Genomic DNA, 23,910 nt, shown 5'->3' on the forward strand with positions numbered 1-23,910 from the left:
CGAGGCGGATACAGCGGGACGAAGGGGGCACCGGTCATGCCGGACGGGGGCTACAAAGCCGATTCAGAGGCGATGCTCACGGCGTCGACGTCGTTGGAGCGCGCGGCTGAGAAAACGACGTCCGAGGCGGGGAAGGTGGGGCCGACCCAGGTCGCGCCCGAGAACTTCGGCCGGGTCCACAAGGACTATCAAAAGGGCTACGCCACCGGGATTCTCGCCATTTCCGACGCGATGAAGGGCTACGCGGGCCAGCTCACCCAGCTCGCCGGCGGCGTCAGCACCGCGTCGACCCGATACACCTCTTCCGACCAGGCGAACGCCGCGGCTGCCAACAAGGCGGGAGCCCAGTAATGAGTCAACCGACGCAGGCGCAGATCGACGAAATGCTGAAGGACCCCTACGTCACCCAGGGGACCAAAGACGCCTTGATGCTGCCGTGGAACAGGGAAGCGGCATACAAGAAGGCCGTCGCCGAACGTGACTCGAACGCGGCCGGGGACAAGAAGCAGGCGGCCGAGACGAAACAGGCCGACAAGGACCTCGACTCCATGTCCCGGCCCGCCGCCGGGGGTGCGACCACCAAATCCGACCAGGTGCTCGACCTCGGAAAGCCGGCACTGGACTTCTTCTCCGACTGGGCCGAGCAGGTCTGGAACAAGATGCCGGAGAAGTCGGGCGAAATCAGCTACAAGACCGACATCTGGGACCGGTTCCACGAGAACCGCGAGATCAATTTCCAGAAGATGTTCGACGAGGTCGAGGATCTCGCCGACGCCAAGAAGATCGTCGAGCAGACCCAGAAGGACGCGTCTTCGGCGCTGACCACGCTCTTCCACGATTGGAAGGGCCAGGGCGCGACGGCCGCGAAGGTCAAGTACGAGCAGCGGATCCAGCCCGACGCGAAAGAACTCATCGCGCAGATGGACGGCGCCATCAAACTGGTGCCTTCGACCATCGACAAGATCTACAGCGCGCTCAAGCTGAAGGTCGACGAAACGCTGAAGCTCCGGGTCGACAAGGTCGCGACGGCGCCCCTGTACATCGCGAAGCAGGTCGTCGACATCGCGAACGGCAAGGTCGATTCCAAAGAAAAGCTCATGGACGTCGCGTATTGGCTCGACTCCGCGTGTCCGGGCAACAACCTCGCCGAACGGCTGCGTCACGACGACTGCAAGCTGAACGACGAAAACAAGGATTACGCGATCGGGGCCGCGAAGCAGTGGCTGAAGGGTTCTTTCGCCACCGAATTCGGTGAGCGGTACGAGAACTTCAAGAAGCTCTGCAAGAACGCGACCGAGACGATCAACACGCAGTACCACGAACTTTCGCGGTTCATGGAGGACTACACGAACCCGTTCCCCGCGCCCGGATCCGAGAAGCCGCCCGCCGACGACGGCAAGGGCAAGGGCAACGACACCGGCGGCGGCGGGAACACCGGCGGCGGCAGCGGTGGCGGAAGTGGCAGCGGGAGCGGAGGTGGCAGCGGCAGTGGTGGCGGTGCCAGCACGCCGCCTGCCGCGGAGGTCCCCGAGACGCCGAAGCCCGAGGACAAGCCCGCCGAGGGAACCAACCCGGTCACCGGCAAGCCGTTGGAGATCGACCCCGAGACCGGCAAGCCGTACCCGATCGACCCCGCGACTGGCGAGGCGATCAAGGACGGCATCGACGGTCAGGACACCATGACCGTCCAAAAGGGCGACAACAAGATCGAGATGACCGAGCCGGATAAAGACGGCAAAATGGACATCAAGGTCGACGACGGCAAGGGCAACGAGAAGGACTACAAGCTCGACTTCGACGACCCGAAGGGCGAGGACGGCAAGCCCGGCGAAGAGGGCAAGGACGGCAAGGACGGCGAGTTCGGGCCGAAGGGCACGGTCAAGGAAGGCGAGCCCGGCCCCGACGGCGTCTACCGGCCCGGCCCGGACGGCAAGATCCACATCCAGGACGGCAACCTCAAGATCACCGCCGAGCAGCCGGACGGTCCGAACGGCCCGACCGTGGTGACCGTCGACGACGGCAAGGGCGAGCCGACCACCTACACCCTCGACGAAAAGGGTGAGAAGAAGGAACTCAAGCCCGGCGACGACCTCAAGAACGGTCTCGACGACCGGAATCCCGGCAACCCGCAGCCCGGCAAGACCGACGACATCCGCACGATGCCCGCCCCGGCCGAGGCCGGGATGGCTCCCGGCGGTGGCGGTGGCAGCGGCTTCAGTGCTCCTGGCGGAGTCGAGGTCGGTGTCGGCGCCGAAGGGACCGCCGGGGCGTCCGCGGGAGCTGAAGCCGCCGGTGGTGGTGGCGCTTCGGGTGCCGGTGGCGACGGCACCGTGCCGACCGCCAGTGGCGGCGGAGGCGGCGGCAGCTTCGAAGGCGCGCTCGGGAGCCCCATGGAGGGTGCTTCGGCGGGCTCGCTGAACGAAGCCGGGTCGCTGGAAGCGGGTGTGCAGTCCGGAGGCGGCGCGCTGCCGGCCGGGGCCGAAGGCGGTCTCGGGATGGCTCCCGGCGGGATGGATCCGGCGCCCGCGGGTGCCGGCGGTGCCGGCGCCGGAAGCTCGCCCGCCGGAATGGGCGGCATGATGGGTGGCATGGGCGCCATGGGCGGCGCGGCCGGCGGTGGCGGGGGTGACACGCAACGCGGGTCGAGCCAGTACCGCGTCGAGGGTGGCATTTTCGAGACCAGTGGTGCGGGCGGCCGGATCAGCGGATCGCTCGACGACGAGGGTGGCGACCGCTCGATCAGCTACGAGCGATGATCGCCTGACCGGGGAACGAGGGAGGACCGATGAGCGCTGTCGACCGGCTGGCGGCCGCCATGTCCAGGCAGGACGCCGCCATCACGGAGCAGTTGGAGCAGCGCGGGCTGCGTGAGCGGCATCTCGCCGACGCCAAGGCCCAGGCGGTGGAGACCATGCAGAAGGACGCCGCCATCCACGACAAGTACGCCGCTCACATGCAGGAGCTGGGGAAGCGGAGCAAGGAGGCGGGCGGCTGGCTGACCGGCAAGACGACCGCCGACCGCAGCCACACCATCGGCTTCGACATCGAGGACGACGAGAAGCCGGACGCCCGGTTCGCCGAGTTCGGGGCGCGGCCTGACGCGCCGCGGCCGGTGGCGCCTCCGCCGCCGCCTCCGATCGCCCCCGGGGTGCCCGGGATGCCGGCGACGGTGGACGTCCCGCCTCAGGCGCCGACGCCCGCTCCGAGTGCCGCGGCGCCTGAAGCGCCGGGCACGCCCGCGCGCCGTCGGGGTCGTCACGCCCGTGACGACAAGGGCTTCGACGACGACGACTTCTCGAACAACTCGTGGATGGTCGACTGACCTGTTTCACCCCCGGATCGCGTTTAGCCCGCTAAACGCGATCCGGGCGGTCAGGCGGCGGGCTCGTCCTGGAGCTCGATGGGGGCGCGTTTGACGTCGGCGTCCAGCAGGGGCTGGTACTTCGTCGTCCCCGTCAGATGTGTGAGGAAGAACGCGGTGAACAGTGCCCGCGCCAGCTGCTGGGTGCCGCGGTGCGGCTTCCCGTGCAGCAACAGCTGACTCCAGTGCCTGCCTTCGGTGACGCCGAGGTGCGAAGACTTCCCGAGCTTGCGCAGCTGCACCGGGCCGCCCCACGCGTCGGCGATGGCCTCGGCGTGGGCGACCGGCGGCGCGACCAGGTCTTCGCTCGCCGCGAGGTGCAGGCCGGGCGCGGTCACCGACCGGGCCGACACCGTCGCCGGCGGCAGCGTCTGCGCGGGAGTGATGGTCGCGACGGCGCGGATCCCGGGCCGCTCGTCGTTCTCGGCCGCCTGCGCGGCGGCCAGCACCGCCGAACCACCGCCGGTCGAGTGCCCGGCCAGGCCGAGCTTCGCCGGGTCGACGCTGATGCCGTCCGGTCCGAGGCGGACCGTCGTGATCAGTTCGAGCGTGGTGAGCAGGTCGCCGGCCAGCAGCCGGTGCGAAGGCAGCGGCCCGCGCTGGGTGGCCGGAGCCGCCGCGACGATGCCCCAGCTCGCGAGGTGCCGGAGCAGATGCCGGTAGCTCCCGGTCGGCTGCAGCCAGCCGTGCCCGAAGGCGATCGCGGGCAGACCGAGCCCGGAACGGGGAGTGAACACGACACCGGGCAGTCCGACCAGGGCGAGGTTGCCGCGCAGAACGTCGTGCGGACCTGGGTGGGACAGCTCCGCGAGCAGCTGCTTGGGCTTGCTGGCCATGGTCGTGACCTTACTGCCCGCACCCCCGTCCGGCCCGCGCGCCGCCCTGCGCGTCGCGTTTAGCCCGCGAAACGCGACGCGCGGGCGCCCGGGCGAGGGGGCCGGATTCCCGTCGTTAGGCTGGTGGCCGTGTGTGGAATCGTGGGATACGTCGGACACCGCCCGGCCCTGGACGTCGTCATCGGCGGCCTGCGCAGGATGGAGTACCGCGGCTATGACTCGGCAGGCGTCGCGGTCCTCGACGGCGCCGGCGCGCTGAACGTCGAGCGCAAGGCGGGCCGCCTGGCCAACCTGGAGACCCAGCTCGACACCGTCGGCAGGGACGCCTTCACCGGCACCGCCGGGATGGGCCACACCCGCTGGGCCACCCACGGCGCCCCGGTCGACCGCAACTCGCACCCGCACCGCGACGCCTCCCAGCGCGTCGCCGTCGTGCACAACGGCATCATCGAGAACTTCGCCGCCCTGCGCGCCGAGCTCGAGGCCGAAGGCGTCGAGATGGCGAGCGACACCGACTCCGAGACCGCCGCGCACCTCATCGCCCGCGCGTACACCGAGGGCGACACGAAGGGCGACTTCGCGGCCAGCGTCGCGGCCGTCTGCCGTCGTCTCGAGGGCGCGTTCACCCTGGTCGTGACCATCGCCGACCAGCCGGACACCGTCGTCGCCGCCCGCCGTTCGTCGCCGCTGGTCGTCGGCGTCGGCGAGGGAGAGCACTTCGTCGCCTCCGACGTCGCCGCGTTCATCGAGCACACCCGCGAGGCGGTCGAGCTCGGCCAGGACCAGCTCGTCGTGATCACCCGCGATGGCTACGAGGTCACCGACTTCCACGGCGACGCCGCCCAGGCCAAGCCGTTCACCGTCGACTGGGACCTCTCGGCCGCGGAAAAGGGCGGCCACGAGTACTTCATGCTCAAGGAGATCGAGGAGCAGCCGGAGGCGCTGGCGAACACGCTGCGCGGCCACTTCGACGGCGGCCGGATCATCCTCGACGAGCAGCGCATCTCCGACCAGGACCTGCGCGACGTCGACAAGGTCTTCGTCGTCGCCTGTGGTTCCGCGTACCACTCGGGCCTCGTCGCCAAGTACGCGATCGAGCACTGGTGCCGCCTCCCGGTCGAGGTCGAGCTGGCCAGCGAGTTCCGCTACCGCGACCCGGTGCTGGACCGCGCGACGCTGGTCGTCGCCGTCTCCCAGTCGGGCGAGACCGCGGACACCCTCGAAGCCGTCCGCCACGCGCGCGAGCAGAAGGCCCGTGTCCTGGCCGTCTGTAACACCAACGGCGCGCAGATCCCGCGCGAGTCCGACGCCGTCCTCTACACGCACGCCGGTCCGGAGATCGGTGTCGCCTCGACCAAGGCGTTCCTCGCGCAGATCGCGGCCAACTACCTGGTCGGCCTGGCCCTCGCGCAGGCCCGCGGCACCAAGTACCCGGACGAGGTCGCCCGCGAGTTCGCCGAACTCGAGGCGATGCCGGCCGCGGTGCAGAAGGTCCTGTCCACTGTGGACCAGGTCCGCGACCTCGGCCGCCGGATCGCCGACTCGAAGGCCGTGCTCTTCCTCGGCCGCCACGTCGGGTTCCCGGTCGCCCTCGAAGGCGCGCTGAAGCTCAAGGAACTGGCGTACATGCACGCCGAGGGCTTCGCGGCCGGCGAGCTCAAGCACGGCCCGATCGCGCTGATCGAAGAAGGCCTGCCCGTCGTCGTGGTGATGCCGTCGCCCAAGGGACGCGCGGTGCTGCACTCCAAACTGGTGTCGAACATCAGCGAGATCCAGGCGCGCGGCGCGCGCACGATCGTGATCGCGGAGGAGGGCGACGAGACCGTCCGCCCGTTCGCCGACGAACTGATCGAGATCCCGGCCGTCCCGACCCTGCTGCAGCCGCTGGTCTCCACGGTGCCGCTGCAGGTGCTGGCCGCCGAGATCGCCCGCACGCGCGGGTACGACGTCGACAAGCCGCGTAACCTGGCGAAGTCGGTCACCGTCGAATAGAGACCGGAGGCGTCGTGCAGGGAATCTGGACCACGGAACGGATTCGCGCGGCGGAGGACCGGTTGCTCGCCGTCACCCCCGACGGCGAGCTCATGCGGCGCGCGGCTTTCGGTCTCGCGGTGCACGCCGCCGAGATGCTGGCCGAACACACGGGTTCGGTGTCCGGGCGGCGGGTGACGTTGCTCGTCGGGTCGGGGAACAACGGCGGTGACGCCCTGTGGGCCGGCGCGTTCCTGCGTCGCCGCAATGTGGCCGTCTCCGCGATCCTGCTGAAGCCCGAACGCGCGCACGGCCCGGGTTTGGCCGCGTTGAAACGATCCGGCGGCAGGGTTGTGTCCCTTGAGGACGGTCCACAGTGGATTCGGCGGGCCGACCTCGTCATCGACGGGATCGTCGGGATCTCGGCGCGCGGGCCGTTGCGGCCGGACGCCGCCGCGCTGCTGGAGCACGTGAGCGCGCCCGTGCTCGCGGTCGATCTGCCGAGCGGGGTGGATCCGGACACCGGCGCCGTCGACGGTCCGGCGGTCGTGGCCGACCGGACGGTCACGTTCGGCGCGCTCAAGCCGGTGCACGCCCTCGCACCCGCGTCCTGCGGTGAGGTTTCCTTGGTGGACATCGGGCTGCGGCTCACCGAGCCGGATCTGCAGCGACTCGATACGGCGGACGTCGCCGCCGCGTGGCCGGTGCCCGGGCCGGACGACGACAAGTACAGCCAGGGCGTGGTCGGGGTGGCGGCCGGGTCGGCGACGTATCCGGGCGCGGCCGTGCTCGCGGCGGGCGCGGCGGTGCGGGCGACGTCCGGGCTCGTGCGGTACGCCGGTCATGCCGCGGACGTGGTGCGCGGGCAGTGGCCCGAGGTCATCGCGACGGGTTCGGTGACCGACGCGGGCCGGGTGCAGGCGTGGGTCGTCGGGCCGGGGATCGGTACCGGGAACGAGGGGCGGGACGTCCTGCGGTTCGTGCTCGGCCGCGGTGTGCCGGTGTGCGCGGACGCCGACGCGACGACGATCATCGCGCGTTCGCCCGACGTGCTCGACGCGCGTGATCCGGACACGCCGCTCGTGCTGACTCCGCACGCGGGGGAGTTCGAGCGGCTGATGGGTTCGCCGCCGGGGGCGGACCGGGTCGCGGCGGCGCGGGCGGCCGCGCGGAAGTACGACGCCGTCGTGCTCTTGAAGGGGCACTGCACGGTGGTCGCGGCGCCGGACGGGCGTGCGCTGGTGAACACGCCGCGGGGCTCGTGGCTCGCGACCGCGGGTTCGGGGGACGTATTGTCCGGTCTGGTCGGCGCGCTGCTCGCCGCCGGGCTCGATCCGTGGCTGGCGGCCGGGGCGGCCGCGCACGTCCACTCGCTCGCCGGGGCGCTCGCCGCCGACGGCGCCCCCACCTCGGCCTCCGGCATCCTCGGCGCGATCCCCGCTGCCCTCCGGTCCGTCCGTTCCCTGACCTCCTGACCAGGGCCCCGACCTGCGTTTTGCCCCCTAACCGCGCTCTGCGGTCGCGCGCCCTCAGATACCCACATTCTGCAGGCGGGCGCCATCAGAGCGCGGTTAGCCCGCAAAACGCAGGTCGGCGGGGCAGGCGACGCGAGCGGGAAAAAATGCGGGAGTTATCGAGTTACGTGTTAACTCCGGGCGAATAATCTGGTAAGAAGCAGGTGTGAGCGCCGACACCCACCCCGCCGAGACCGCGATGGTCCGGGTCGTGAACGGTGTCGCCCATGTCTAAGACCAGGCCCTCGGACGCCGCCGTCGAGCAGCGACGCCAGGAGATCCTCGACCACGTCATCGCCACCGGCGAGGTCCGCATCGACGACCTCACCACCCGCTTCGGCGTCAGCCTGATGACGATGCACCGCGACCTCGACGACCTCGCCGACCGCCGTCTCCTCCGCAAACTCCGCGGCAAGGTCGAGGCCTACCCCGCGACGACCATGGAGTCGGCCGCCCGCTTCCGCGACACCTTCAACCAGGCCACCAAGGACGCGCTCGGCGAGGCCGCCGCGGCGCACGTCCACTCCGGCCAGACGGTCTTCGTCGACGACTCGACGACGCTCTTCCCGCTCGTCCGCCGTCTCGGCCAGGTCGAGGACCTCACCGTCATCACCAACTCGCTCGAAGCCGCCCGCATCCTCGGGCCCGCCAAGAGCGTCGAGGTCGTCCTGGCGGGCGGGCGCTACCACCACGAGTTCGACTCGTGCGCCGGCCCGGACGTCGTCGCGTTCCTCGACCGCACGCACGCCGACATAGCGTTCGTCTCGGTCGCCGCGGTCGCGGTCGGCCGCCTGTTCCACCCGGTCCAGGACTACGCCGAGCTCAAGAAGGCCGCGCTGCGCACCGCCGACCGCAACGTTCTGGTCGTCGACAACTCCAAGTTCGGCCGCACCGCCACCTACGCGTACGGCGACATCGGCGACTACGACCTCCTGATCACCGACGAAGAGACGCCGACCGAGGAGATCGAGGCGGCGCTGACCGCGGGGACCGCCATCGAGCAGGTCGAATGCGCACCGGAGGGGCCGGAATATGAGTTCTGACCTGGTCGCCGGAATCGATTCGTCGACCCAGTCGACGAAGGTCGTCGTCTGCGACGCGAACACCGGCGAGATCGTCCGCACCGGCCGCGCCTCGCACCCCGACGGCACCGAAGTCGCGCCCGCCGCGTGGTGGGACGCGTTCCGTGAGGCCACGGACGGCCTCCTCGACGGTGTCGGCGCCATCGGCATCGGTGGTCAGCAGCACGGCATGGTCGCCCTCGACGAAGCCGGCGAGGTCGTCCGGCCCGCCTTGCTGTGGAACGACACCCGGTCGGCGAAGGCGGCCGAAGACCTCGGCGCCGAACTCGGTGCCGAGAACTGGGCGAAGTCCGTCGGTTCACTGCCGGTCGCCAGCTTCACCGTCACGAAGCTGCGCTGGATGGCGGAGCACGAGTCCGAACTGGCCGATCGCGTCGCCCGCGTCCTGCTCCCGCACGACTGGCTGACCTGGCGGCTGCTGGGCGACGGCGCCGAGCCGGTCACCGACCGCGGCGACGCCTCCGGCACCGGATACTTCTCGCCCGCCACCGGCGAATACCGCCAAGACCTCCTCGCGCACGCCTTCGGCGGCCGGACTCCCGAACTGCCCAAGGTCATCGGCCCCTCCGAAGCCGCGGGCCACACCCCGGACGGGATCCTGGTCTCGGCCGGAACCGGCGACAACATGGCCGCCGCCCTCGGTCTCGAACTCGTCCCCGGCGACGTCGTCGTCTCTCTCGGCACCAGCGGCACCGTGTTCGGCGTCTCCGAGACGGCGAGCGCCGACCCCACCGGCATCGTCGCGGGATTCGCCGACGCCACCGGCCGGTTCCTCCCGCTGACCTGCACCCTCAACGCGGCGCGCGTGCTCACGGCCACGTCCGCGATGCTCGGCGTCGAGCTCGCCGAGTTCGACAAGCTGGCGCTCGGCGCCACGCCCGGTTCCGGCGGCCTCACCTTCCTGCCGTACCTCGACGGTGAGCGGACGCCGAATCTCCCGGACGCCAACGGCACGCTCTTCGGCCTGACCCGCGCGAACATGACGCCCGAGAACCTCGCCCGCGCGGCCGTCGAAGGCATGCTGTGCGGTCTGGCCGCCGGGCTCGACGCCTTGCGCGAACAGGGGCTCGAAGTCCGTCGTGTCCTCCTGATCGGCGGTGGCGCGCAGTCGGCCGCCGTCCGCGCGGTCGCGCCGATCGTGTTCGGCGTGCCCGTCGTCATCCCCGAAGTCGCCGAGTACGTCGCGGTCGGTGCCGCGCGGCAGGCGGCCTGGGCCCTCGCTTCCAGCACGGAACCTCCCCGCTGGCAGGAACAGCACGGCTACACCCCACTCGAGCCGACCGAAGCGGACCGCGCCGAAGGGCGCCGGATCCAGCAGCGGCATCTCGAAGCCCGCGAACTCGGGCACGGCATTTCCGCGAAACCGAAAGAGGACTGAACCGATGGCCACGATCACCTACGACAAGGCGACCCGGCGCTACGCGGGCTCCGAGCGGCCCGCCGTGGACGCACTCGACCTCGAGATCGCCGACGGCGAGTTCCTCGTGCTGGTCGGGCCTTCCGGCTGTGGCAAGTCCACCAGCCTGCGGATGCTCGCCGGCCTTGAGGACATCGACGAAGGCGCCGTGTGGATCGGCGACCGCGACGTCACGCAGCTGCCGCCGCGCGCCCGCGACATCGCGATGGTGTTCCAGAACTACGCGCTGTACCCGCACATGACCGTGGGTCAGAACATGGGCTTCGCGCTGAAGATCGCGGGCCGCCCGGCTTCGGAGATCAAGCAGAAGGTGCTCGACGCGGCCAAGCTGCTCGACATCGAGCAGTACCTCGACCGCAAGCCGAAGGCGCTCTCCGGTGGTCAGCGCCAGCGTGTCGCGATGGGCCGCGCCATCGTGCGTGAGCCGCAGGTCTTCCTCATGGACGAGCCGCTGTCGAACCTCGACGCGAAGCTGCGTGTCTCCACCCGTACGCAGATCGCCGCGCTGCAGCGCCGCCTCGGCGTCACCACCGTCTACGTCACGCACGACCAGGTCGAGGCCATGACGATGGGCGACCGGGTCGCCGTCCTCTCGGACGGTCTCCTGCAGCAGTGCGACACCCCGCGTGCCCTGTACGACAAGCCCGCAAACGCTTTCGTCGCCGGATTCATCGGCTCGCCCGCGATGAACCTCGTCACCGCGAAGCTCACCGAAGACGGCGCCGAACTGGGTGGCGCCCGGGTGCCGCTGACCCGCGGGATCCTCGCCAAGGCCGAAGGCGACACGGTCACCCTCGGCTTCCGCCCCGAGTCGCTCGAGGTGACCACCAGCGAAGACGGCACCCTGCCGATCAAGGTCGACCTCGTCGAGGAGCTCGGCTCGGACGCGTACGTCTACGGCAAGCTGGCCGAGACCGACGCCGAGGGCGCGAAGTCGAACGTCGTCACCCGTGTGGACCCGCGCACACCGCCGGCCATGGGCGACACCCTGCACCTGCGGATCCGTCCCGACGAGCTGCACGTGTTCTCCGCCACCGACGGGGCGCGCCTGTCCTGAGCCGGTTCGTGGGAAACTGGTGGTCGTTATGACCGCCAGTTTCCCGCGTGCCGAGGTCGTCATCGACCTGTCCGCCATCCGGCACAACGTCGCCCTGCTCGCTTCCCGCGCCCCCTCGGCCCAGACGGTGGCCGTGGTCAAGGCCGACGGCTACGGGCATGGCGCCCTCGAGGTCGCCCGGGCCGCCGTCGCGGGCGGCGCTACGTGGCTGGGCACCTGCTCCCTCGGTGAGGCGCTCGCGCTGCGCCGGGCCGGGATCGGCGTCCGGCTCTTCAGCTGGCTCGACACCCCCGAAGCCGACTTCGCGCCCGCTGTCGCCGAAGACATCGACGTCGCCGTGAGCTCCCTGGACGAGCTGGCCCGCGTGGTCGACGGCGTGCGCCGGGCACGCGACTTTAGCGGGCTAAACGCGATCTGCCGGGTTCACCTCAAGATCGACACCGGGCTCAGCCGAAACGGCTGCCCACCTGCGGAATGGCCGGCCTTGGTCAAGGCCGCGGCGGCCGCTGAGCCGCTCATCGAGGTCGTCGCCATCTGGTCGCACCTCGCCTGCGCCGACGAGCCGGGCCACCCCTCCATCGACGCGCAGGCGAAGCGGTTCGACGAGGCCTATGACATCGCCCGCGCGGCCGGTCTGAACCCGATGCGGCATATCGCGAACTCCGCCGCCGTGCTGACCAGGCCCGACCTGCACTTCGACCTCGTGCGCCCCGGGATCGCGATCTACGGGCTGAACCCGGTGCCCACCGAAGACGACCTGCGCCCGGCGATGACCTTCAAATCGTCGGTCGTGCTCACGAAACGGATCCCGGCCGGCGAATCGGTCTCGTACGGCCACAGCTGGACGGCCGAGCGCGACACCACCCTCGCCCTGGTCCCGGTCGGCTACGCGGACGGCGTACCGCGGTCGCTGTCCGGGCGCATGGACGTCTTCCTCGCCGGAAAGCGTCGGCCGGTGGTCGGCCGCGTCTGCATGGACCAGCTGATCGTCGACTGCGGAGACGACGAGCCGTCCATCGGCAGCGAGGTGATCCTGTTCGGCAAGGACGGGCCCACGGCGCGGGAATGGGCCGACAAGCTGGGGACTATCGACTACGAGATCGTGACTTCGATGTACCGCCCGCGGGTCCACCGGACGTATCTGGAGGCAGGCTCGTGACACCTTCACGAAGACTGCTGGCCATCGTCGGCGGCGTCGGTGCGGTGGCCACCGGCACCGCCGCCGCGATCGCCGTCGCCGCACAGCAGCGGCGGCAGAGTGAGGATCCGTTCGTGGACGAGCCGTTGGGGGACTTGGAACCGGACCGGACGTCGACAGTGGCGGCGGAGGACGGCACGCCGCTCGCGGTCGAGGAGATCGATCCGGCCGATGGGGGAGAACCGGAGCTGACCGTCGTCGGCGTGCACGGTTTCGCGTTGTCGAAGCGCTGCTGGCACTTTCAGCGGCGAGACCTCGCGTCGCTGACGCTGCCGCGGGTGCGTCAGGTCTATTACGACCATCGCGGGCACGGGCAATCCGGCGCCGCGACCGCCGAGACCAGCACCATCGAGCAGCTGGCGCGCGACCTCGACATGGTCCTGCGCTCGGTGGTGCCGGACGGGCCCATCGTGCTCATGGGGCACTCGATGGGCGGCATGGTGATCATGGAGCTCGCCGCGGAGCATCCCGAACTGTTCGACGATCGGGTCTGCGGCGTCGCGTTCATCGCGACCGCCGCGGGCGAGGTCGGCGCGCGGGGGCTGCCGCGTTCGCTGCTTTCGAAGTACAACCCGCTCACACGAGGCGTCGGCGGGCTCGCCGGCTGGCAGCCTGGGCTGGTCGAGTTCGTGCGCGCGGCGGGCGGGCAGTTGACCCGGCAAGCCGTGCGCAGGCTGGCTTTCGGCAGCCGGGACGTGTCTCCGCGGCTCGTCGACTTCATGCTGGAAATGCTCGAAGTGACGCCGGTGCGCGGGCTCGTGAACTTCGTCGACACGCTCGGCAGCCACAACCGGTACGCCGCGCTCGCCGGGCTGAAGCACGCGCACGTGCTGGTCGTCGGTGGGGATTCCGACCGGTTCACGCCGATCGCGCACGCCGAGCGGATCGCGGCGGAGCTGCCCGACGCGGAGCTGGTGCGCGTGCGCGGCGCGGGGCACATGGTGCAGCTGGAACAACCCGAACTGGTGAACAGCCACCTGATCGACTTGGTGCAACGATGCACGGGCACCGATGGTGAGACTTCCGAACGGCGGACCTGGTGGTGGCAACGCTGATGAATTTCGCTTTCCCGACTCCCGAATCGACGATGGACTTCGGGCGCGAGCTCGGACGTTCGCTGCGCGCGGGCGATCTGGTGCTGCTGTCCGGGCCGCTCGGGGCGGGCAAGACGACGCTGACCCGCGGGATCGCGGACGGTCTCGGCGTCGGCGGGCGGGTCAGCTCGCCGACGTTCGTGCTGGCCCGGGTGCATCCGGCGGGTGCGGCCGGGGTCGCGCTGGTGCACGTCGACGCGTACCGGCTTGGCGGGGATCTCTCGCAGCTGGACGACCTGGACCTCGACACCGAACTGGAGCGGTCGGCGCTGGTCGTCGAATGGGGCGAGGGAGCCGCCGAGCGCCTGTCGGACGACTACCTCGTCGTACGCCTGGAGCGCCGGGAAGACGATGTCCGCCTGGTCACCCTGGAGCCCCACGGCACCTGGGCCACCCGCACGCCCGACCTGCGTTTAGCGGGCTAATCGCGATCCGGCCGGCCGACCTGCGTTTCGCCCCCTAATCGCGATCTGGGCGGGGCGACCTGCGTTTCGCGGGCTAAACGCGATCCGCGGGGCGCACGACGGAACGCGCGATTCCCAGGTCGACCAGGTCTTGGGGGCGTAGCCGCAGCCGGTCGGCGAGTGCGGGGACTTCGTCGGCGGGCAGCTTGAGGATCGCCGCGGCCGCCTCGGGCGACGTCACCGAGAAGTACGCGTCGGGTGTCACCCAGGTCGACCCTGGCGCCGCGAACGCGAGCGCGCCCCCGGACCCGCCTTCGCCGATCACCAGCGTCGTGATCGGCACGACCGCGCTCGCGACCGCCTCGAACAACTCCGCGATCGCCGCGCCCGCACCGGCCCGCTCGGCCGCCTCGTCGTTCGCCGCTCCGGGAGTGTCGACGAGGGTGAGCACCGGGATCCCGAGCCTCGATGCGAGCCGCACCAGACGCGCCGCGGTCCGGAACCCCGCAGGCAGCGTCGCCGTTCCGCACTGTGCCGCGTACGCGATCGCTCGGCCGCTTCGCCAGCCGAAGCCGCACAAGACACCCGAGTCGACTCCGCCGCACCTGTCGCCCGAGAGCTCCTCTCTCCAGTCGAAGTACGCGTCGAGGTACTCCGCGGCCCTCGGTCGCTCTGCGGAGCGTGCCGCCTGGACCGCGTCCCATCCACTGTCGGGCAGGTCCGTGGATCCGAGCGCTCCGGGCGGCTCGGCGGCTTCCGCAGTCGACGAAGTCAGCAGGCGCAGCCACCGTTCCAAGGCCGAAGGAAGTTCGGCCGGCGTCACGATCTGATCCACCTGGCCCCACGCGAGCTTCGCCTCCGCCGAGTACGCCTCCGGGGACGCGTCGGCGGGCCGTACGCGAGAACCGGCGAAGCCGACCTGCGCCCCGGGTAGCGCGAGGACGACGTCGGCGCTCGCACCGAGCGTCGCCCAGCCGCCACCTGTGGTCGGATCGCGCAGCACCGAGATCTGCGGCACCGACCGGGCCCCGGCCGCCGCCCGCGCGATGCGCTGCAGCTGCGAAAGCGCCCGCATCCCGTGCTGCATGCGGCTGCCGCCGGTCGCGATCAGCGACACCACCGGCAACCGGGAAGCCACGGCCCGCGCGAACGCCGCCTCGACGCGATCACCGGTCCGCCTGCCGATCGATCCGCCAAGGAAACCGAACTCGAAAGCGATCACCACCGCCTCGACATCGCCGATCATGGCGGTCCCACAGAGCACGGACTCGCTCTCGCCGGTCCGTTCCTCGGCGGCCTCGCGCGCCGAGCGATAGTCCGGCCAGCCGATCGGCCCGTCGTCCGGCTCCTCCGAACGCGGAACGTCCAGATCCTCGAACCCGGTCGCGATCTCCTTGATGACAGACCGCGCCGAGGGCCTGCTCATCCGAGCGCCCGCTTCATGACCTTGCCCATGTCGTTGCGCGGCAACGCTTCCAGATAGCGGACCACTCGAGGCCGTTTGTGCGGCGACAACAGGCGTGAGACATGGTCGGCGAGCTCCGACTCCGCCGGACGTTCTCCCTCGGGCACCACCCAGGCCACGATGCGCTCGCCGAGATCGTCGTCGGGCTCGCCGGTCACGGCGACCTCGGCGACACCGGGATGCTCCATGAGCGCGTTCTCGATCTCGCCCGCACCGATCTTGTAGCCACCGCTCTTGATCAGATCGGTCGCCTTCCGGCCGACGATCTTCACGTATCCGGCCGCGTCGCGAGTCGCCATGTCGCCGGTCCTGAACCAGCCGTCGTCGAAAGCGGCTTCGGTGGCGTCGGGACGGTTGAGGTACTCGGTGAACAGGTTCGGCCCGCGGACCTGGATCTCGCCGACGGTCTCGACCTCCTCGACGGGCTCGCCCGCTTCGTCGACGAGGCGCAGATCGACGCCGCGCAGCGGGACACCGACGGTTCCGGGAATGTGCTCGCCGTCGGCGCGGATGCTGGTGTTCATGAGGGTCTCGGTCATCCCGTAGCGCTCGATCACGCGCCTGCCGGTCGCCGCGGTGATGCGCTGATGGTCGTGGACGGGCAGCGCGGCCGATCCGGACACGAGCAGTCGAGCGCTGCTCAGCGCCTTGGCGAGCGACGGGTCTTCGCCGACTTCGCCCGCGATGCGGTGGTACATCGTCGGGACGCCGAACATCATCGTCGCGCCGGTGGCGAGCTCGCGCGCGACGCCTTCGGTGGAGAAACGACCGAGATGCCGGACCGAGCCGCCGCGCCGGAGCGGCCCGAGAATGCCGAGGATCAGGCCGTGCACGTGGAACAGCGGGAGTCCGTGGACGAGGACGTCGTCGGCGGTCCACTCCCAGGCGTCCTCGAGCGCGTCGAGGGTGGTCGCGATCGCGCGCCGGGGGAGTACGACGCCCTTGGGCGGGCCGGTGGTGCCGGAGGTGTAGACGATCAGTGCCGGGGTTTCGGCGTCCGGTTCCGCGGGGAGATCGACCGGTGCGCCTTCGAGAACGATGTCGCGTCGCGGCAGTCCGTCGAGACCGGTGGGCAGGTCGACGCCCGGCTCTGCGAGGACGATGACGGGTTCGCTGTCGGTGAGGATGTGCGCGAGTTCGCGCTCGCCGATCTTCGGGTTGAGCGGGATGGCGGGGACGCCCGCGAGCAGGGCGGCGATCACGGCGACGCTGGTGTGCACCGAGGGCGTCGCCCAGACGGCGACGCGGCCGTCCGGCAGGTCGCGGGCGAGCGTGCCGGCGATGGCCGCCACGTCGGCGTAGGTGAGGGAGGTGTCGCCGAAGCGGAGCGCCTCCTTGTCGGGGCCGCTCGCCAGCGTGGGGAACAACCGATCGGGCACCGTGTGACCTCCTGCTCGACTCCGCCGGCCGGGGCGCTTGGAGCCAAGGAACCCCGCTTTCAGAACCGTACCGCGCAGGCCGCCCCCGCCCTGCGACCTGCTTCACACGCCCCGCCCGACCTGCGTTTAGCCCCCTAATCGCGATCTGTGGGTCCGGAAGGCGGAGGCCCGCCGGATCGCCTTTCGCGGGCTAACTGCGATCCGCAGGCGGGGGAGCCAGATCGCGTTTCGCCCCCTAATCGCGATCCGGCGGGCGGGGCGCGGGCTCCGGTGGCAGGCCCGGTGCGCATCGCGTTTAGCGGGCTAAACGCGCTCCGGTGCCAGCGGAGCGGCCACGCCACCCGATCGCGTTTAGCCCGCTAAACGCGCTCCGGGGCGCTGGTCGTAGGCTGGGTAACCGTGCTGGTACTGGCCATCGACACCTCGACCCCGGCGGTCACCGCGGGCCTCGTCGCCCTGGACGGCGACGCCCTCGAGTCACGCGGCGACCGCGTCACGGTCGACCCGCGCGCCCACGGCGAGCTGATCACGCCGCACGCCCTCGAAGCCGTCAAGGCCGCGGGCGTCACGCTTCGCGACCTCGACGCCATCGTCTGCGGCGTCGGCCCCGGCCCCTTCACCGGCCTTCGCGCCGGTATGGCCACCGCCGCGTCGCTCGCCCACGCCCTCGGCATCCCCGCTTACCCGGTCTGCAGCCTCGACGCCATCGCCGCCGACGTCGCCCCCGGCGAAGCGCCCTTCCTCGTCCTCACCGACGCGAGGCGCCGCGAGGTCTACTGGGCCGCGTACGCCGCCGACGGCTCCCGCACCGACGGTCCCCACGTCGAGCGCCCCGCCGACCTCGAGACCACCATCAAGGTCGCGGCGGGCGACGGCGCCCTCCTTTACGCGGACACCCTCGGCGTCCAGCCGATCGAACCGCGCTTCCCGTCGCCTCTCGGGTTGGTCAAAGCAGCCGACTTCGGCCAAGAGCCCGCGCCGCTCACCCCCCTCTACCTCCGCCGCCCCGACGCCGTCGAACCGGCCGCGCGCAAGAAGGTGACCACGCCGTGAGGCTGGAACCCTTACGTCGCAAGGACATCCCGCGCTGTGTCGAGATAGAGAAGATCCTCTTCCCCGGCGACTCGCCCTGGACGGCCTACGCCTTCCACGCGGAGCTCGACGCCGGCGGCCACTATCTTGTCGCCCGTCCGGATGAAACCGACGAGGTCATCGGGTACGCCGGGCTCGCCGTCGTCGGCCGCCGCGGCGACTACGAGGCGAGCATCCACACGATCGGCGTCGACCCGGCCCACCAGCGCCAGGGCATCGGCACCATCTTGCTGAAAGCGCTCCTCGGCCGCGCGGACGAGCTCGCCGCGCCGGTCTTCCTCGAAGTCCGCACCGACAACGACGCGGCGATCACGCTCTACGAGCGACACGGTTTCGAACGCGTCGGCCTCCGGAAGCGCTACTACCAGCCTTCCGGCGCCGACGCCTACACGATGGTCCGCCCGCGGGCCCAGGTCCGAGACGAGGTGGCGGGCTGATGCCGCGCATCATCATGGGCATCGAGAGTTCGTGCGACGAGACCGGTGTCGGTCTCGTCCGCCTGCACGACGACAACACGGTCGAACTCCTGGCCGACGAGGTCGCCTCCAGCGTCGACCAGCACGCCCGCTTCGGCGGCGTCGTGCCCGAGGTCGCCAGCCGCGCGCACCTGGAGGCGATGGTCCCGACGGTCGAACGCGCCTTCGACAAGGCCGGGCTGAAACTGTCCGATGTGGACGCCATCGCGGTCACCGCCGGGCCCGGTCTCGCCGGTGCGCTGCTCGTCGGCGTCGCCGCCGCCAAGGCGTACGCCGCCGCGCTCGACATCCCGCTCTACGGCGTCAACCACCTCGCCGGGCACATCGCCGTCGACACGCTCCAGCACGGCCCGTTGCCCGAGCGCTGTCTCGCCCTGCTCGTCTCCGGTGGGCACACGCAATTGCTGCTGGTGGACGACATCGCGTCCGAGATCACCGAGCTCGGGTCCACTGTGGACGACGCCGCGGGCGAGGCCTACGACAAGGTCGCCCGCGTCCTCGGGCTCCCGTACCCGGGCGGCCCGCCCATCGACAAGGCCGCCAAGAACGGCGACGGCGCGGCCATCGCGTTCCCCCGGGGGATGACCGGGCCGCGCGACGCCAAGTTCGACTTCTCCTTCTCCGGCTTGAAAACCGCCGTCGCGCGCTGGGTCGAGGGCGCCGAACGTCGTGGCGAGGACATTCCTGTCGACGACGTCGCCGCGTCGTTCCAGGAGGCCGTCGCCGACGTCCTCACCATGAAGGCGATCCGCGCGGCGAAGGAACACGGCGTGGACACGCTGGTGATTTCCGGTGGTGTGGCGGCGAATTCGCGACTGTCCGAACTCGCCGCCGAGCGCTGCGCCGAAGCCGGGATCACCCTGCGTGTCCCGCGGCCGAGGCTCTGCACGGACAACGGCGCGATGATCGCCGCGCTCGGCGCGCACGTGGTCGCCGCCGGACGACCGCGAGCCTCACTCGACTTCTCCGCCAACCCGGCCCTGCCGGTGCAGATCGTCTCGATTTAGCGGGATTCGGCGGCGGTGCGCGGCGCCGGGGCGAGATTGAGCAGCTCCTCCAGCGCCGCCACCGACAAAGCGGCGGCATGGCCGTCTCCGTAAGGGTTTCCGGCGTGCGTCGGATGAAGGTCGCCACGCAGGATCTTCGCGGCGGTGTCGGCGATGAGACCGGTGTCCGTCCCGACCAGCCAGGCACAGCCGGCCTCGATCGCTTCGCGTCGTTCGGTGACGTCGCGAAGCACGAGGACGGGTGTACCGAACGTCGGCGCTTCCTCTTGGATGCCACCGGAATCGGTCAGGACGAGCTCGGCGAGCCGCAGCGCGCGCACGAGATCGGGATACTCGAGCGGCTCGGTGATCGTCACCCGCGGCGTCCCGCCGAGCGCGGCCGTCACCTGATCCCGCACGGCCGGATTGGGGTGCACCGGGAACAGCACCTGGACGTCGCTGTGTTCCGCGACGATCAGTTCGATGGCCGCGAGCGTGCGGCTCAACGGCTCGCCCCACGACTCGCGCCGGTGCGACGTCACGAGGACGAGCCGCTCGCCCGCCTCGGCGATTTCCATCTCCAGCAAGGCGAGCGCGGTGTCCCGTGCGGGGAGATCACGTTCGGCGATCGCGATCACGGCGTCGACGACGGTGTTTCCGGTGACGGCGATCCGTTGGCGCGGAACACCTTCCGTGCGCAGCGCGGCCGCGGCGCCCGGCGTCGGCGCGAGGTGCAGGGCGGCGATACGCGAGATCATCTGCCGCGTCCCCTCTTCGGGGAACGGCGCGGCGAGGTCGTGGGTGCGCAGTCCCGCTTCCAGATGCACGACCGGGATTCCCTGCCAGAACGCGGCGAGCGCGCCCGCGAGCCCCGTCGTCGTGTCGCCCTGGACGACGATCGCGGCCGGTGCGACCCGGCGCAGCACCTCGTCGAGCGCGGGAAGCAGGCCGGAGACCAGTTCCGCCTGGGTGCCGGTGGTCCTGGGTGGAGTGTCGAGCCAGGCGTCGACAGGCAGGCCGAACGGGATCAGCGCCTGTTCGACCATGCCCGGATGCTGTCCACTGTGGACGACGAAGGGCCGTAGGTGCGGGTGCTCCGCCAGTGCCAGTGCCAGCGGCGCGAGCTTGACCGCCTCCGGCCGCGTCCCGGCCAGCAACATCACATCCACGCGTTCGCGCTCCTCATCCACGTTTTCGAGTGTCCCGCACAACGCGGGTGCCGGCCGCCGGCGTGCGAGGGGCCCACGCCGGCGGCCGTTCCGTCCAGGGGAGGGTCAGCTCCCCATCTCGCCGAGCCGTTTCGTGCGGCGGTAGCCCGCGATGACCGCGATGGTTCCGAGAACCAGCAGGATCACGCCGACGGCCAGCCACCAGCCGACATCGGCCCCGGTGGCGGCGAGGGCACCCACCCCGCCACCGGCGACGCCGACACCGGCGCCAGGCAACTTGTACATTTCGACCTCACTTCACCCAGGTCAGGCGGTGGTCGCCGGACGCCGGTTGCGGACCACGCGGATGCCGACCGGGATGGCGACGGCACCGAGCAGGCCGAGACCGATCCACAGCCCCGCGCCCGAAGCGAGCGGCACGGGCAGACCGGCCGGACCGCAGGTCGCCGACGAGACGATCACGTCGCCGGAACCGAGCGGGGTGAGGGCGTCCCCCAGCAGCTTCACGTGGATGGCGTTGACCGTGAGGCTGCCGTCGGGGTTCTTGATCTGCTCGTTCAGGATGATCGTCGCGACGTTGACCGTGCCGAGGCCGACCTTGATCTGCGTGTTCGGGGCGGGCGTCGCGTCGACCGCGCCCGCGCTGCCGAAGTTCGCGCCGACCAGGTTGGTAGCGCCCTGCACACCCTTCTGGGTCGCGGTGCAGGTGGCTTCGACGACCTTGACGCCGACGTCGCCGAGGGCACCCTTCAGCAGCGGCAAGCCGACGTCGGCGGTGCTGGCCTTGGCCGTCACGGCACCGGAGTTGTCGTCGCGCTTGGCCTCGGTGTTGATCGCGCCCGCGGTCAGCACACCGGTGAGGTCGGCCTTCGCGAGGCTGTTGGTGGTCGGCCCGGAGGTCTTCGCCTCGGCGAGCGGCCCGGCCTTCACCGCGTCGAGGCCGAGGAGCTTCACATCGACCTTGACGCCATACGCGGAGCCGTCGCCGGGGGCCGCCGAGGCGGGCACCGCACCGGCGAGAGCCACGCTCGCCACCACAGCGGCGAGTACTCCGCCTCGTCGCAAGAGGTGCGTGTTCTTCAACTGGTCCTCCGAATTGATTCGTGGGGGAGTTTCTCTGGATCTGCGGTCGGCACGAAGGCACAACCGTCGCGGACGAATCCTCAGCTGGCCTGACTCGGCTCGCGGATCGTCTATCGCCGAGTGTTTCTTAAATTGAACAGAAAACTGCGAGGATCACCGGATCAGGTGGTCTTGCGGACATTTCCCGCAGGTCGCCGGATGCTTCACCCTTTCGGCCTAGTCAGTTTTTCCACGATCGTGCCGAAAGGGCCCATGATCACGTTGGAAATGCGAACCCCGGTCGAAAGGGCCGGTTCTCGCTGACTTACGCTCGTCGGCGAGTTCCTGTCCGCTGCGCCGGATCCCCGTCGTCTGCTGCGTCTTTCCTGAGAGGGTCACCGTGGCCGTTGCGAGCGCTCCTTTGCCGAGTCACCACCGGTTTACCCTGCGTATGGCGGTGCCGGCGGTGATCGCCGTCGCGGTCGGCCTCGTGCTGGCCGAACGTCTGTACAGGGTGTTCGAGGTCCAGCTCTCGGGCCTGATACTGCGGGTCATCACCACATCGGGTGTCTTCGTCGCCGGTGAACGCGAGACTGTCTACTTTGGGTTGTCGGGCGATACTCCACTCGGGTTAAGAATGACTCCGGAATGCTCGTCGGCATTCATGTTGCTGCCGCTGCTGCTGGTGACCGCCGTCATGTTGTATTTCCGTCCGGGAAATGCGAAGAGGCTCTTCACTTCGTTGCTCATTTCCGCGATCGTCGTCATTCTTGTCAATCAGATGAGGGTTTTGGCCATCGTCGGTCTCGTGAACGTGATGGGTATCGACGAGGGTTATTACTGGGGTCACACCTTGCTCGGTTCGATGGTCAGCGTCCTCGGCGGCGCGGTCGCCCTCGTCCTGTTCGTCTGGCTGAGCACCCGCAAGCCCCGCGCCGAACGCGGGACCGCCTGATGGGCGGCGGCTCGATCAAGATCCTTCTCGCGATCACGCAGGCCTTCGCGCTCACCATGAGCGTGGCGTTCATCGTGTACGTCGTCGTGATCGTCGTGCCGTACCTGCGGCGCAAACCCGCCCCCGTCGGCGACGCCGACGACTTCACCTGGCACTTCTTCGTTCCCTGCCGGGACGAACAGACCGTCATCCGGGAAACCGTGCGGTACCTGCGTTCGACGTTCCGGCAGGCGCACGTCTGGGTCGTCGACGACGACTCCGAAGACCGCACGGCCCGGGTGGTCCGGTCGATCTGGCGGCGCAACGGCGGCTACGACCCGTATCTGCACCTCGTCCCCCGCCGCCGCCCGGAAGCGAGGACGGGCAAGGGCGACGCGCTCAACGCGGCCTATCAGGCGCTCAACGACTGGATGGGGCCGGACGCGAGCCGTGACGACGTGGTCGTCGTGGTCGTCGACGCGGACGGACGACCGGCGGAGAACTGCCTCGAGGTGTGCGCCGCGGACCATCTCTTCGGCGACGAGACGATCGGCGCCGTGCAACTCGACGTCTGGATGGGCAACGCGGGCACCCGTCCGCCGGGGAAGAGCTGGTTCTCCCGCGCGTTCGGGCTGAAACTGGCCCAGATGCAGGATCTCGAGTTCCGCACGGCCATCGCGGCCATCCAGACCTCGCGCGGGTTCACCGGCACGATCTCCATGGGCGGCAACGGTCAGTTCACACGACTGTCCGCATTGGACTCGATCGCCGGATCGGACGAGCAGCCGTGGCGCGGTTCGCTGCTGGAGGATTTCGAACTCGGCGTGCACCTGCTGACCGCGGGCTGGCGGACCGGCTACACGCCGGATTCCCATGTGAAACAGGAAGGTCTGTACAGCCTGCGTCGATTCCTGGTGCAGCGTACGCGCTGGGGCCAGGGCACGATGCAGTGTTCGCGGTATCTGCGGCGGATCTGGGATTCACCGCACGTGAGCACGCTGGGCGCGGCGGAGATGATGTACTACCTCGCGCAGCCGTGGATGCAGTTGCTCGGCTCGCTGCTGTACCCGATCCCGTTCATCCTGCTGCTCTTCAGCACCGCGGGGGATCCGGCGCAGGTGTGGACCTGGTTCGCCGACGACGGCGCGTGGATCCTGTTCGCGATCTACGGCTCGTTCGGGCTGCTGCCGTTCATCGTGTGGGGCCCGATCTACCAGTTCAAATGCCTGAAGAGTCGCAATGTCCTACGTGGACTGGGGATGGGCTTCGCCTACGCGCTGTACATCTACACGTTCTACATCACGTCGTGGCGGGCGCTGTTCCGGCTGGTGCGCGGGCGCAACGGCTGGTCGAAGACGCGGCGGAACACCGAGCACGCCCCCGGGGTCAAGGTCGCGCTGGACTCCTGACCCC

22 protein-coding genes are annotated in these 23,910 nt (G+C 70.2%); 16 read left to right on the plus strand and 6 right to left on the minus strand.

Features of this window, described 5'->3' with window-relative positions; translation table 11 throughout:
- The first annotated feature begins 36 nt into the window (after window positions 1–36).
- Genes AB8M46_RS15325 through AB8M46_RS15335 form a run of 3 tightly spaced genes read left to right on the plus strand, consistent with a single transcriptional unit; the run spans window position 37 to window position 3,322 of the window.
- Complete coding sequence (locus tag AB8M46_RS15325) at window positions 37–351, plus strand: hypothetical protein (protein WP_005166844.1); 315 nt, start codon at window positions 37–39, stop codon at window positions 349–351.
- Complete coding sequence (locus AB8M46_RS15330) at window positions 351–2,756, plus strand: hypothetical protein (RefSeq protein ID WP_394360532.1); 2,406 nt, start codon at window positions 351–353, stop codon at window positions 2,754–2,756. Before AB8M46_RS15325 ends, AB8M46_RS15330 begins: the two co-directional genes overlap by 1 nt.
- 29 nt (window positions 2,757–2,785) lie before the next feature.
- Complete coding sequence (locus tag AB8M46_RS15335) at window positions 2,786–3,322, plus strand: hypothetical protein (protein ID WP_037332627.1); 537 nt, start codon at window positions 2,786–2,788, stop codon at window positions 3,320–3,322.
- Window positions 3,323–3,372: 50 nt separating this feature from the next.
- Here AB8M46_RS15335 and AB8M46_RS15340 read toward each other — a convergent pair whose 3' ends face one another.
- Window positions 3,373–4,197, minus strand: a complete 825-nt coding sequence (locus AB8M46_RS15340; protein WP_394360533.1) for a dienelactone hydrolase family protein — start codon at window positions 4,195–4,197, stop codon at window positions 3,373–3,375.
- A gap of 129 nt (window positions 4,198–4,326) precedes the next feature.
- On the opposite strand from AB8M46_RS15340, the gene glmS reads away from it, so the two are divergent.
- From glmS to tsaE, 8 genes are all read left to right on the plus strand, one after another.
- A complete protein-coding gene (gene glmS, locus AB8M46_RS15345) occupies window positions 4,327–6,189 on the plus strand; it encodes a glutamine--fructose-6-phosphate transaminase (isomerizing) (RefSeq protein WP_034305013.1) in 1,863 nt (620 codons plus the stop codon).
- Between the two features lie 14 nt (window positions 6,190–6,203).
- Window positions 6,204–7,643 (plus strand): NAD(P)H-hydrate dehydratase, encoded by a 1,440-nt coding sequence (locus AB8M46_RS15350; RefSeq protein WP_394360534.1) that lies wholly within the window; start codon window positions 6,204–6,206, stop codon window positions 7,641–7,643.
- Window positions 7,644–7,909: 266 nt separating this feature from the next.
- Window positions 7,910–8,725: a DeoR/GlpR family DNA-binding transcription regulator gene (locus AB8M46_RS15355; protein ID WP_378420534.1), complete on the plus strand. Its 816-nt coding sequence runs from the start codon at window positions 7,910–7,912 to the stop codon at window positions 8,723–8,725.
- Window positions 8,715–10,142 (plus strand): xylulokinase, encoded by a 1,428-nt coding sequence (xylB, locus tag AB8M46_RS15360; protein WP_394360535.1) that lies wholly within the window; start codon window positions 8,715–8,717, stop codon window positions 10,140–10,142. The genes AB8M46_RS15355 and xylB overlap by 11 nt, the downstream gene beginning before the upstream one ends.
- Window positions 10,143–10,146: 4 nt before the next feature.
- The gene (locus AB8M46_RS15365) at window positions 10,147–11,238 is read left to right on the plus strand and encodes an ABC transporter ATP-binding protein (RefSeq protein ID WP_394360536.1); all 1,092 of its coding nucleotides are present in this window, start codon (window positions 10,147–10,149) and stop codon (window positions 11,236–11,238) included.
- Between the two features lie 28 nt (window positions 11,239–11,266).
- Entirely contained in the window at window positions 11,267–12,397 is a 1,131-nt protein-coding gene (gene alr, locus AB8M46_RS15370; RefSeq protein ID WP_394360537.1) for an alanine racemase, read from the plus strand.
- On the plus strand, window positions 12,394–13,491 hold the full coding sequence (locus AB8M46_RS15375; RefSeq protein WP_394360538.1) for an alpha/beta fold hydrolase: 1,098 nt from the start codon (window positions 12,394–12,396) through the stop codon (window positions 13,489–13,491). Before alr ends, AB8M46_RS15375 begins: the two co-directional genes overlap by 4 nt.
- Window positions 13,491–13,955 (plus strand): tRNA (adenosine(37)-N6)-threonylcarbamoyltransferase complex ATPase subunit type 1 TsaE, encoded by a 465-nt coding sequence (gene tsaE, locus AB8M46_RS15380; protein ID WP_199754875.1) that lies wholly within the window; start codon window positions 13,491–13,493, stop codon window positions 13,953–13,955. Before AB8M46_RS15375 ends, tsaE begins: the two co-directional genes overlap by 1 nt.
- A gap of 73 nt (window positions 13,956–14,028) precedes the next feature.
- Here tsaE and AB8M46_RS15385 read toward each other — a convergent pair whose 3' ends face one another.
- Window positions 14,029–15,360 carry a carboxyl transferase domain-containing protein gene (locus tag AB8M46_RS15385; protein WP_394360539.1) on the minus strand — a complete coding sequence of 444 codons (1,332 nt, stop codon included), beginning with the start codon at window positions 15,358–15,360 and terminating at the stop codon, window positions 14,029–14,031.
- On the minus strand, window positions 15,357–16,778 hold the full coding sequence (locus AB8M46_RS15390; protein ID WP_394360540.1) for an acyl-CoA synthetase: 1,422 nt from the start codon (window positions 16,776–16,778) through the stop codon (window positions 15,357–15,359). The genes AB8M46_RS15385 and AB8M46_RS15390 overlap by 4 nt, the downstream gene beginning before the upstream one ends.
- A 399-nt stretch (window positions 16,779–17,177) precedes the next feature.
- Here AB8M46_RS15390 and tsaB point away from each other — a divergent pair, with 399 nt between their 5' ends.
- From tsaB to tsaD, 3 genes are read left to right on the plus strand one after another with little or no spacing between them, the layout of a single operon-like run.
- Complete coding sequence (gene tsaB / locus AB8M46_RS15395; RefSeq protein WP_394360541.1) at window positions 17,178–17,831, plus strand: tRNA (adenosine(37)-N6)-threonylcarbamoyltransferase complex dimerization subunit type 1 TsaB; 654 nt, start codon at window positions 17,178–17,180, stop codon at window positions 17,829–17,831.
- Entirely contained in the window at window positions 17,828–18,307 is a 480-nt protein-coding gene (gene rimI, locus AB8M46_RS15400; protein ID WP_394360542.1) for a ribosomal protein S18-alanine N-acetyltransferase, read from the plus strand. Before tsaB ends, rimI begins: the two co-directional genes overlap by 4 nt.
- The gene (gene tsaD, locus AB8M46_RS15405; protein ID WP_037332589.1) at window positions 18,307–19,353 is read left to right on the plus strand and encodes a tRNA (adenosine(37)-N6)-threonylcarbamoyltransferase complex transferase subunit TsaD; all 1,047 of its coding nucleotides are present in this window, start codon (window positions 18,307–18,309) and stop codon (window positions 19,351–19,353) included. The genes rimI and tsaD overlap by 1 nt, the downstream gene beginning before the upstream one ends.
- On the opposite strand, the gene wecB is transcribed toward tsaD, so the two are convergent.
- From wecB to AB8M46_RS15420, 3 genes are all read right to left on the minus strand, one after another.
- Window positions 19,350–20,501 (minus strand): non-hydrolyzing UDP-N-acetylglucosamine 2-epimerase, encoded by a 1,152-nt coding sequence (wecB, locus tag AB8M46_RS15410; RefSeq protein WP_037332583.1) that lies wholly within the window; start codon window positions 20,499–20,501, stop codon window positions 19,350–19,352. The two genes, tsaD and wecB, sit on opposite strands and share 4 nt — an antisense overlap.
- 105 nt (window positions 20,502–20,606) lie before the next feature.
- The gene (locus AB8M46_RS15415; RefSeq protein ID WP_007031099.1) at window positions 20,607–20,786 is read right to left on the minus strand and encodes an LPXTG cell wall anchor domain-containing protein; all 180 of its coding nucleotides are present in this window, start codon (window positions 20,784–20,786) and stop codon (window positions 20,607–20,609) included.
- A gap of 21 nt (window positions 20,787–20,807) precedes the next feature.
- Window positions 20,808–21,584 (minus strand): choice-of-anchor P family protein, encoded by a 777-nt coding sequence (locus AB8M46_RS15420; protein WP_037332577.1) that lies wholly within the window; start codon window positions 21,582–21,584, stop codon window positions 20,808–20,810.
- 430 nt (window positions 21,585–22,014) lie between these two features.
- Between AB8M46_RS15420 and xrtP the strand changes: the two genes are divergently transcribed.
- On the plus strand, window positions 22,015–22,518 hold the full coding sequence (gene xrtP, locus AB8M46_RS15425) for an exosortase P (protein WP_378420519.1): 504 nt from the start codon (window positions 22,015–22,017) through the stop codon (window positions 22,516–22,518).
- Window positions 22,518–23,906, plus strand: a complete 1,389-nt coding sequence (locus AB8M46_RS15430; protein ID WP_394360543.1) for a glycosyltransferase — start codon at window positions 22,518–22,520, stop codon at window positions 23,904–23,906. Before xrtP ends, AB8M46_RS15430 begins: the two co-directional genes overlap by 1 nt.
- The last annotated feature ends 4 nt before the right edge of the window (window positions 23,907–23,910 follow it).

Origin of the sequence: Amycolatopsis sp. SB7-3 (assembly GCF_041021335.1) — a bacterium.
Classification (GTDB): domain Bacteria; phylum Actinomycetota; class Actinomycetes; order Mycobacteriales; family Pseudonocardiaceae; genus Amycolatopsis; species Amycolatopsis japonica.

Excerpts from the sequence above, each read along its gene's own strand:
- AB8M46_RS15330 (WP_394360532.1), top strand. The coding sequence starts at position 351 with ATGAGTCAACCGACGCAGGCGCAGATCGACGAAATGCTGAAGGACCCC.
- AB8M46_RS15325 (WP_005166844.1), top strand. The coding sequence starts at position 37 with ATGCCGGACGGGGGCTACAAAGCCGATTCAGAGGCGATGCTCACGGCG.
- AB8M46_RS15365 (WP_394360536.1), top strand. The coding sequence starts at position 10,147 with ATGGCCACGATCACCTACGACAAGGCGACCCGGCGCTACGCGGGCTCC.
- AB8M46_RS15415 (WP_007031099.1), bottom strand. The coding sequence starts at position 20,786 with ATGTACAAGTTGCCTGGCGCCGGTGTCGGCGTCGCCGGTGGCGGGGTG.
- AB8M46_RS15335 (WP_037332627.1), top strand. The coding sequence starts at position 2,786 with ATGAGCGCTGTCGACCGGCTGGCGGCCGCCATGTCCAGGCAGGACGCC.
- AB8M46_RS15355 (WP_378420534.1), top strand. The coding sequence starts at position 7,910 with ATGTCTAAGACCAGGCCCTCGGACGCCGCCGTCGAGCAGCGACGCCAG.
- AB8M46_RS15385 (WP_394360539.1), bottom strand. The coding sequence starts at position 15,360 with ATGAGCAGGCCCTCGGCGCGGTCTGTCATCAAGGAGATCGCGACCGGG.
- xrtP (WP_378420519.1), top strand. The coding sequence starts at position 22,015 with ATGGCGGTGCCGGCGGTGATCGCCGTCGCGGTCGGCCTCGTGCTGGCC.
- tsaD (WP_037332589.1), top strand. The coding sequence starts at position 18,307 with ATGCCGCGCATCATCATGGGCATCGAGAGTTCGTGCGACGAGACCGGT.
- xylB (WP_394360535.1), top strand. The coding sequence starts at position 8,715 with ATGAGTTCTGACCTGGTCGCCGGAATCGATTCGTCGACCCAGTCGACG.
- tsaE (WP_199754875.1), top strand. The coding sequence starts at position 13,491 with ATGAATTTCGCTTTCCCGACTCCCGAATCGACGATGGACTTCGGGCGC.
- AB8M46_RS15430 (WP_394360543.1), top strand. The coding sequence starts at position 22,518 with ATGGGCGGCGGCTCGATCAAGATCCTTCTCGCGATCACGCAGGCCTTC.
- AB8M46_RS15340 (WP_394360533.1), bottom strand. The coding sequence starts at position 4,197 with ATGGCCAGCAAGCCCAAGCAGCTGCTCGCGGAGCTGTCCCACCCAGGT.
- alr (WP_394360537.1), top strand. The coding sequence starts at position 11,267 with ATGACCGCCAGTTTCCCGCGTGCCGAGGTCGTCATCGACCTGTCCGCC.